Annotated in this window: 6 protein-coding genes; 5 read left to right on the forward strand and 1 reads right to left on the reverse strand. The window is 39.8% G+C overall.

The window, feature by feature from the left end:
• Together ACJAT7_RS16440 and ACJAT7_RS16445 are read left to right on the forward strand one after the other, a co-directional pair.
• Positions 1 to 805, forward strand: an 805-nt coding sequence (locus ACJAT7_RS16440; protein ID WP_415227888.1) for a sigma 54-interacting transcriptional regulator, incomplete at its 5' end; no start/stop codon positions are given.
• A complete protein-coding gene (locus ACJAT7_RS16445; RefSeq protein WP_415227889.1) occupies positions 806 to 2101 on the forward strand; it encodes a sensor histidine kinase in 1296 nt (431 codons plus the stop codon).
• A gap of 261 nt (positions 2102 to 2362) precedes the next feature.
• Here ACJAT7_RS16445 and ACJAT7_RS16450 read toward each other — a convergent pair whose 3' ends face one another.
• On the reverse strand, positions 2363 to 4171 hold the full coding sequence (locus ACJAT7_RS16450) for an alpha/beta hydrolase-fold protein (RefSeq protein WP_415227890.1): 1809 nt from the start codon (positions 4169 to 4171) through the stop codon (positions 2363 to 2365).
• A gap of 1340 nt (positions 4172 to 5511) precedes the next feature.
• Here ACJAT7_RS16450 and ACJAT7_RS16455 point away from each other — a divergent pair.
• The 3 genes from ACJAT7_RS16455 to ACJAT7_RS16465 all read left to right on the forward strand — a co-directional run bounded on the left by ACJAT7_RS16455 (position 5512) and on the right by ACJAT7_RS16465 (position 7375).
• Positions 5512 to 6225 (forward strand): hypothetical protein, encoded by a 714-nt coding sequence (locus ACJAT7_RS16455; protein ID WP_415227891.1) that lies wholly within the window; start codon positions 5512 to 5514, stop codon positions 6223 to 6225.
• An 86-nt stretch (positions 6226 to 6311) separates the two neighbouring features.
• A complete protein-coding gene (locus tag ACJAT7_RS16460; protein WP_415227893.1) occupies positions 6312 to 7001 on the forward strand; it encodes a VIT family protein in 690 nt (229 codons plus the stop codon).
• Positions 7001 to 7375 (forward strand): hypothetical protein, encoded by a 375-nt coding sequence (locus tag ACJAT7_RS16465; RefSeq protein WP_415227892.1) that lies wholly within the window; start codon positions 7001 to 7003, stop codon positions 7373 to 7375. The genes ACJAT7_RS16460 and ACJAT7_RS16465 overlap by 1 nt, the downstream gene beginning before the upstream one ends.
• Positions 7376 to 7722: the final 347 nt, after the last annotated feature.

Below are 7722 nucleotides of genomic sequence, written 5' to 3' on the forward strand. Positions count from 1 at the left end.
TCACCAGCATTCGCTGCGCAGTGAAGATTCGTTGGTTGCTGTCAATATGGGCGGGATCTCGGAAACGCTTTTTGAAAGTGAAATGTTTGGTCATGTAAAAGGGGCTTTTACCGATGCCAAAGAGAGTCGTGTTGGTCGCTTTGAATTAGCCCATCAAGGCACTTTGTTTTTAGATGAAATTGCCAATGTGCCTTTAACCCAGCAGGCTAAGTTATTAAGAGTATTAGAAGCAAAACAGTTTGAAAAGGTCGGTTCAAGCAGTACACGGGCAACGGATTTTCGCTTAATTAGTGCGACCAATGGCGATCTTCTGGCAATGGTTAATGCCGGTGAATTTCGTCAGGATCTGATGTTTCGCATCAATACACTTATTCTCAAGGTGCCCGCACTGCGCGACCGACAGGAAGATATTATTCCATTAGCGAATGATTTCATTAAGCAGATAGCGATTAAGTATCATAAACCCGCCGTACCATTATCAGCAAAAGCACAGCAATCTCTGCTTGATTATCATTGGCCCGGTAATGTCCGCGAACTGGCTCATACCATGGAAAGGGCGTTATTAGTGGCTTCGGATGTTATCGAACCGCAGCATCTAATGCTCAATCTGCAATCTCAGCATGCGACTATGCAGACGAAAATGCAGGTGAACTTTGATAATTCAGATTTAAGTTTGCTGGAGATTGAAAGGGGGGTGATTTCTCAGCGTTTGAAATCATTTGCCGGTAATGCCAAAGAGGCTGGAGACTCACTGGGTTTAACGCGCAGTGCATTTTATCGCCGTTTAGAGAAACTGGGTTTATAGATGAAGGAAAATTCACTCTATTTTAGGATTAAACTTACCTTTATAGGTGTTGCATTACCTGCGCTCATTTTATTACCTGTCTGCTTAATGCTACTGGAGATGAGTTTAATCGTTATCTCTCTTTCTACAGTGGCATTAGCCGGTTTATTTCTATTTAGTTATCTACTCTTATCTATCCGCATAGAAAATAAATTAAATACATTTTCAAGTTTGCTGCATGGCGTTATGGAAGGTGATTTCAGTCAACGCCTTAGAGTACAAAACAGTGATCTTTTCTCATCGCTTGCGGTAACCATTAATGGCCTTGTAGAGCAGGCCGGCTTTCACCATAGCGCAGATAAAACCAATAATTTGTTGTTGCAGAAAATTGTCAGCAATATCGATGTTGCAATTATCGCCAGTGATGGTGACGGGAAAATCACTTTAGCTAACCCGCAGGCCAATAAACTGTTTGCATATTCTCCCGATATTGTCGGTCAAACAACTCAGTCTCTCGGGTTAATTCAACTCTTCAAGAAACACAAACAGGCCGTGATTGAGTTTCAATTTCCTGCGCAGGCAGGACGCTGGCAACTGTATCAGGATAGCTATTTTGAACAGGGAAAACGTTTTCAAATCTATTTCATCAGTGATGTTAGCCACTTATTAAGAGATGAGGAGCTCAAGGCATGGAAGAATTTATTACGTGTATTGAGCCATGAAATTAATAACAGTCTGACTCCCATTGCCTCGATCAGCCAATCACTGCAATATGACCTAGATAAAAACCATGATCAGGAGATGCTGGAAGGTTTAGCATTGATTGCCGAGCGGGCAAAAAGTTTAGAGCTGTTCGTTAAAAGCTATCGTCAATTTACCCATTTACCTAAACCGAACAGACAACGAGTCGATGTTAACTCCGTTATTGCAAACTGTATTAACCTGATTGGCGATCCGCGTATAGAATTCAATTCAGATCAGGAGATTTCATTAGCATTAGACTCGACGCTTATTGAGCAGGTGATTATTAATCTACTTAAAAACGGATTAGAAGCATGCACTACTGAAACAGGAAAAGTACAGGTGACATGCCGAATTGCGAACCGTTTTTGTATTATTTCGATTTCTGATAATGGTTGTGGTATCAGTAACTGTGAGAATCTTTTTGTGCCGTTTTACTCAACTAAACAACTTGGGTCGGGTATCGGTTTGGTTTTTAGCCGGCAAATTATTGAAGCGCATGGTGGTCATTTGACGCTTGAAAATAATCACGGGGAAGCCGGTGCATGTGCAACTATCTCGCTGAATTTGCGATAGAAACAGTACTTTTGTAAGCATGTTTCATGCTTATCCACTTAACTCAGGTAAGAAGAGCAGACCTTGCTTTTTGCTTAAAGAACTTGGGGCGTGGACTTCAGTCCACTTCTAAAAAAACAGGCTGGCTGAAAAAAGGATGCGCATAGCTTATCCGCTTATGACACTGAACTGTCGTTCAATTCGCTCTGCGCCCAAAAAAAACAGTAGCTTACACACTAAAGCAAAGAGGTTAACTCCTCACTAAAAATTATAATTATGTGCTCAAGCCTTATTAAAGTAGTCAGAGACGACCTTCAGGAACTCTTTGCTGATACCGTTCCAGTAGCGCCAAGTATGCCCGCCGGCTGCTGTTTGATAAGTAAAATCAACGTCGTTTTCTTTTAATCTTTTTACCAGTGCTTGGTTTAAAGAAAAGCTGGTAGTGTCGTCAGTGCCACAGTAGAAGTGCAGTTCAGAGTCCATTGCTATTTTTCCATCTACACCTAGTTCAGGGTATAAACTCATATTGAAATAGCCGCTGAGCGGCACAGTTAGTCCGAACACGTCTTGGTGACGATGCGCTAAATAAAATGCACCGAAGCCACCCATCGAAATGCCGGAAATGGCGGTAGAGGCTTTGCCTGTTTTTACCCGGTAATGCGTGTCTACATAGCCCCTCACTTCGTTCATAAGATGTGTTTCATATTTGCCCATATACTGACTTGTATCACCAAAAGGCATAACGACGATGAAAGGCTGGATCCCACCTTCATGGATATAGTTGTCCATAAAATTCTGGATTTTGCCGTCGCGGGTCCACTGCTCTTCGTTATTTCCGTAACCGTGCAGCAAAAATAAAACCGGGTAGTTTTTTGCTGTGTTTTGCGAATATCCCGGTGGGAGATAAAGCATAAACGCACTGTTTGTGCCTAACGCTTTGCTTTGTATATTTATTTTCTCCACACTGCCGTGAGGAATATTGGCAGTTACCTTAGCATCGCTATTCTCTTCACCTAACACAATAATTGAGTTGTAACCCTCATATCCATCGTCCGTGGTGACCGGATTGGCTTTGTCATAATGCCACTCTCCATCAATAACGAACTTGTATTGCCAAGCCCCTTGCTCAAGATACAGAGGTAAAACCCAAACACCGTCTGCGCCTTTTTTCATCTTCAGAACATTGCCTTGCCAGCTGGTCATTTCGCCTGCCAGATAGACCTCTTTAGCATTGGCTGCCTGCACAGAAAATATATGTTCAAAAGCGCCATCTTTGGGGGAGAGAATTGAACTGTATTTTTTAGCAATACTTTTGTTATAGTCTTGAGTCATTTCGTTGAAGCCATAAATAAAGCCATTCTCATATACTACAGTCAGTATGTCGTGCGCCTTATTCAGGGAAAAAGAAAGCTTTTCCTTATCCGTTATTTCCCATGTAAATGCAAGCGTTTCTCCGGCTTGGCGATCTCCTCTAAAAAGTGCTGAGCCCGCGGCTTTATCAATAGAAGGATCGGCCGCCCAGTAATAGGTAAAGAGCACATTTTTTTTATTGATTTCTACGATTTCTACCGATTCGGTTTTATTGTTACCCCAGCTTCCTGTCCATTTACCGTCGAGCGCTTTTTCCAGATCCTCCGTTGTTGAGATCATTTTTGAGGCGATATATCCCGTCATTGCGGTTGTTCCTGAGCATTCCATCTCTTCGTTACTCCAAGTCCAACGGACTGTGCTGGCTAATTTTTGGCCTTGCACTTTAGTGGTTTCTTCGGACGCCTCAGTGGTGCCACCATAATTTGGAAAAGCGTAAGCGGGCCAGTGAATTTCTGAGCCGGTGACCACGCCGACAGCGCCGTTTTCCGCTACCGATACCTGACAGTTATTCTGACTGACGGTGTAACTGTGGTTTTCCGTTCTTCCATGGCCGCCGCATTGCGTGTCATCGATAACTTCTTCTGTTATCCAAGTGCCGGCAACTTGTGCGCAATTATCACTAGCCTGCGATCTATCGCTTGAGCAAGCTGTTAATGCAAGTAGAAACGCAGCCCCGGCAATTACGCTTAAGCCCTTGCTAAAAATGTTTTTTATATTCACATTACACTCCTTATTACGCTCTTATTTTATAAAAAAAAACCTCAAATTATTGAGGGGTTGAATAGATACATTATTAATTCAGTTACTCTACATTCAATTATCTTACCAGTTTTTAACTAATTGTTTTTTAAGATAAACTTCAAATTAAACTGTTTTTTGTAATTATTTATTCCCAGTATTGGGAATGTTATTCCCAATATCGAAAGCGATCGATACAAAAAACAGGCTAATGACAGGTACACAAATAGAGGGCTAGACTTTCCGTCTGATGCAGGTGCAGTTAAATGGGGTGTATAAGCACAATTGGCCATATTGTTGTCGGTTTTTAAGTCGCGTTACACTCTGAAGATTAGTTCAGGTTTTTCTTCAGTGTGATAATGGTGAACCGTGATGGAGCCATTGGCGGCTTATGTTGTATCGAAGATAAAAAATAAAACAGTAGTTTGTATGGTGTTGAAGCGCTAGAAAAAAGCAGATCTGTACAGTAAAAATAACCTTCCGCTTTACTGCACGAGTTATAACGGGAGCTTAATTATAATAATTTTATCTACTCTCAATGGCGCTAATAATTTTTTCTTTTTTCGCTTGTATATCATTTAAAATATCGGGTAAGCCTGCGCGTAGGTATGCAATTCCCGTATTTTGTTGCCTGAGTAGTATTTTTTGTCATTTATATTCTAATAGGGCTTTTTTTGCATCCCACATTCGGGCATTACGATCCTAATAATGAAACATAACTTTTATTTCTCTAGTGTGATTTTAAATGAACCTGTTTAATTATTTAGCTTTAATTTCCTGCATTGAGTAAAAAACAGCCTGTGAAACTACCGGGCAGCTAGTGCAAAATATCAGATAGCGGCAGTAAAAATGAAAACTATTCTCTTCTACTTCGTACTAACAAATCTTCAAAACGCATAATAGATATTAATGCAGTTAATACCTGATCACCTGCTGAGGCCCATATTTATTCTTTAATTTATTGCCGGTTAAAATTTTTACTGATTGTCTGCTTCATATTGCTACGGATTCCTCTTTTCCAACGTGTGTGTTAATGTTTTTGTCTAGCGCCTTGTCGGTCGTATGCGACAGTTCCCATTGCTCTGTTGCAGCTAGGGCATTTAAAACTCTGATAATGCACGGCTTAAGAATCAGATGTAACAGTCGCTGAATAAACACATGCCATTCGAATTAGATCTTTATTATGCACAATGACTGATAAATTAATTGAGATGCTCCAAAAAGAACGTGTTTTTTTGGGAGGGCAGAGCACTTTGGATGAATCAAATGGGTATAGGTCAAAAAGAAAAACACGCCTCATAGGGTAATCGTAGAAGATTGTAATGAACAAAGAATTTAATGTAGAGATTTTATCTATTCTGAAAGTTTCTGAGATTGAAAATGGTTGGGTGGCAGATGATTATAAAGCGCTGTTAGCTATGATTGATATAGGTGAAGATGAACTTGGCGGAATGGGTGAATCAGAGTTAAAAGATATGTGTTTGATGTCACTTAATGATCTTGAACCTCATGAATCGGCTAAATTACTTTTAGCACATATTTTTAAAGATGAAATTACTGAAGGCAAGATAGATCAAATAAGTCATCAAATGCTTGAAAAAAATCTTTGGGAAGTACATGCAGAACCGGCCTATCACATGAGCCTTTTTAATGCTTATGAACTGTCAAGAAAAGCCTACAATGGCACGTTCACCGAGCCGACGGGCGTTAAATTTACTATAAAAATAAGCGCAAATAAAAAGGATTCATTTGAGATATTTGATCGTTCACTGCATGCTGTGATAGTTAGGTTGCTTGCAAATGGATTGAAGGAATCTGCAATCTTAAATCGTATTTTTGAAGAGAAAATCAATGCAGATAGCTTCCCTGATGCAAAAAATATACTTTGGATACTCAAAGAACTTTCCACAACAGACAATGAGCGTCAGTATGAAATTACAAGTTCATATCTTTGGTTTGGCGAGCTGGAAAATATTATGAGTTTTGATGCAGACGCTCATGCTGATCTAGAGCAGGAAGATGAGGAAGGAAAATAAAAAGAAATAAATTTAGGAAAAGGTGTTTTTTTATGAAAATAGAAAAATTATACAGCCCGTTAGCTGCAAACAAAGAGAGTGAATATATGAGTCATCATGAAGAACACAAGTCACATCGCGTTGGTTGGTTGCGAGCCGCTGTTTTAGGGGCAAATGATGGGGTTGTGTCAACGGCGAGCCTTATCATTGGTGTCGCTGCTGCGGGCACAGCTCAATATAATGTTCTTATTACAGGTGTTGCTGGTCTTGTCGCAGGTGCTATGTCTATGGCCGCTGGTGAATATGTGTCTGTTAGTTCTCAAGCTGATACAGAGAACGCCGATTTGGAACTTGAAAAAGAGTCACTACAAGACAATTTCGATTTAGAACAAGTAGAGTTAGCTGAAATATACCAAACCAGAGGGCTTGATCCCCTCCTTGCTAAACAGGTAGCTGAGCAGCTAATGGCTCACGACGCATTAGGTGCACATGCTAGAGATGAAATAGGTATCTCAGATGTTGCTAGTGCAAAACCGATTCAAGCAGCCATTTATTCGGCTGCTGCATTTATAATCGGTGCAGCACTTCCTTTATTTGTTGCCTGGATAATCCCTGAAAATTTCTTAATATTTTCAGTTGCAATGTTATCTCTTGTATTTCTTGCCGTTTTAGGTGGGCTTGCGGCACGAACCGGTGGTGCGTCAATTAGTATCGGGGCTTTCAGAGTGACTTTTTGGGGCGCGCTTGCAATGGGATTGACCGCCGCCGTCGGTGCTATATTTGAAGTTGTAGTTTAATGCTTTTACAAACTCCTTTTTTGGGCAATACAGCTAACAAATTAATAAAAGTAATTAGAAAGAAAGGACTCCTCATATCCCCTTATATTAAAGATGATTACATGACTAAAATTAATAAAAAATCAGAATTTAGCACGTTAAAGAAAACAAAAAATAATAATCAGGATTGGAAATTAGAACTCTTTGCTTTATTTGGGTTTTGTATTTCAGGCACAATATTTGTTTTATCAGGCATACAAAATGGAGATTTTTTAACAATAATCGGAAGTTCTGTGTGGATTTTTTCTTGTGTTATATGGATGATTCCATATAGAAAATATTTTTATCATTCAAATGATAAAGCAGATCGTAAATATCCATACAAGACAAATTAATTGAGACAAATAAAGGCGCGCCGCCACACTCTGCGCCTTTGTATGCTGGTTATTTGTGTCGCTAGTTTTACGTGGAGAGATAAGTAAAAATAAATCGAACTAAGGTTTCAACGAACCCAACGATGACACCATTTCCCAACCTGTTGTACAGTGTTCTGCAATTGCTTAGCGACAACTATAAATGAATAGATAATTATTGGGTTGTATTGTATCGAAGATAAAAAAATAAAACAGTAGTTTGTATGGTGTTGAAGCGCTAGAAAAAAGCAGATCTGTACAGTAAAAATAACCTTCCGCTTTACTGCACGAGTTATAACGGGAGCTTAATTATAATAATTTTATCTACT

The sequence above is a fragment of the Psychromonas sp. genome (genome assembly GCF_047632995.1).
Classification (GTDB): Bacteria; Pseudomonadota; Gammaproteobacteria; order Enterobacterales; family Psychromonadaceae; genus Psychromonas.

Coding starts and splice junctions, on each gene's coding strand:
- ACJAT7_RS16445 (WP_415227889.1), top strand. CDS start 806: ATGAAGGAAAATTCACTCTATTTTAGGATTAAACTTACCTTTATAGGT.
- ACJAT7_RS16455 (WP_415227891.1), top strand. CDS start 5,512: ATGAACAAAGAATTTAATGTAGAGATTTTATCTATTCTGAAAGTTTCT.
- ACJAT7_RS16460 (WP_415227893.1), top strand. CDS start 6,312: ATGAGTCATCATGAAGAACACAAGTCACATCGCGTTGGTTGGTTGCGA.
- ACJAT7_RS16465 (WP_415227892.1), top strand. CDS start 7,001: ATGCTTTTACAAACTCCTTTTTTGGGCAATACAGCTAACAAATTAATA.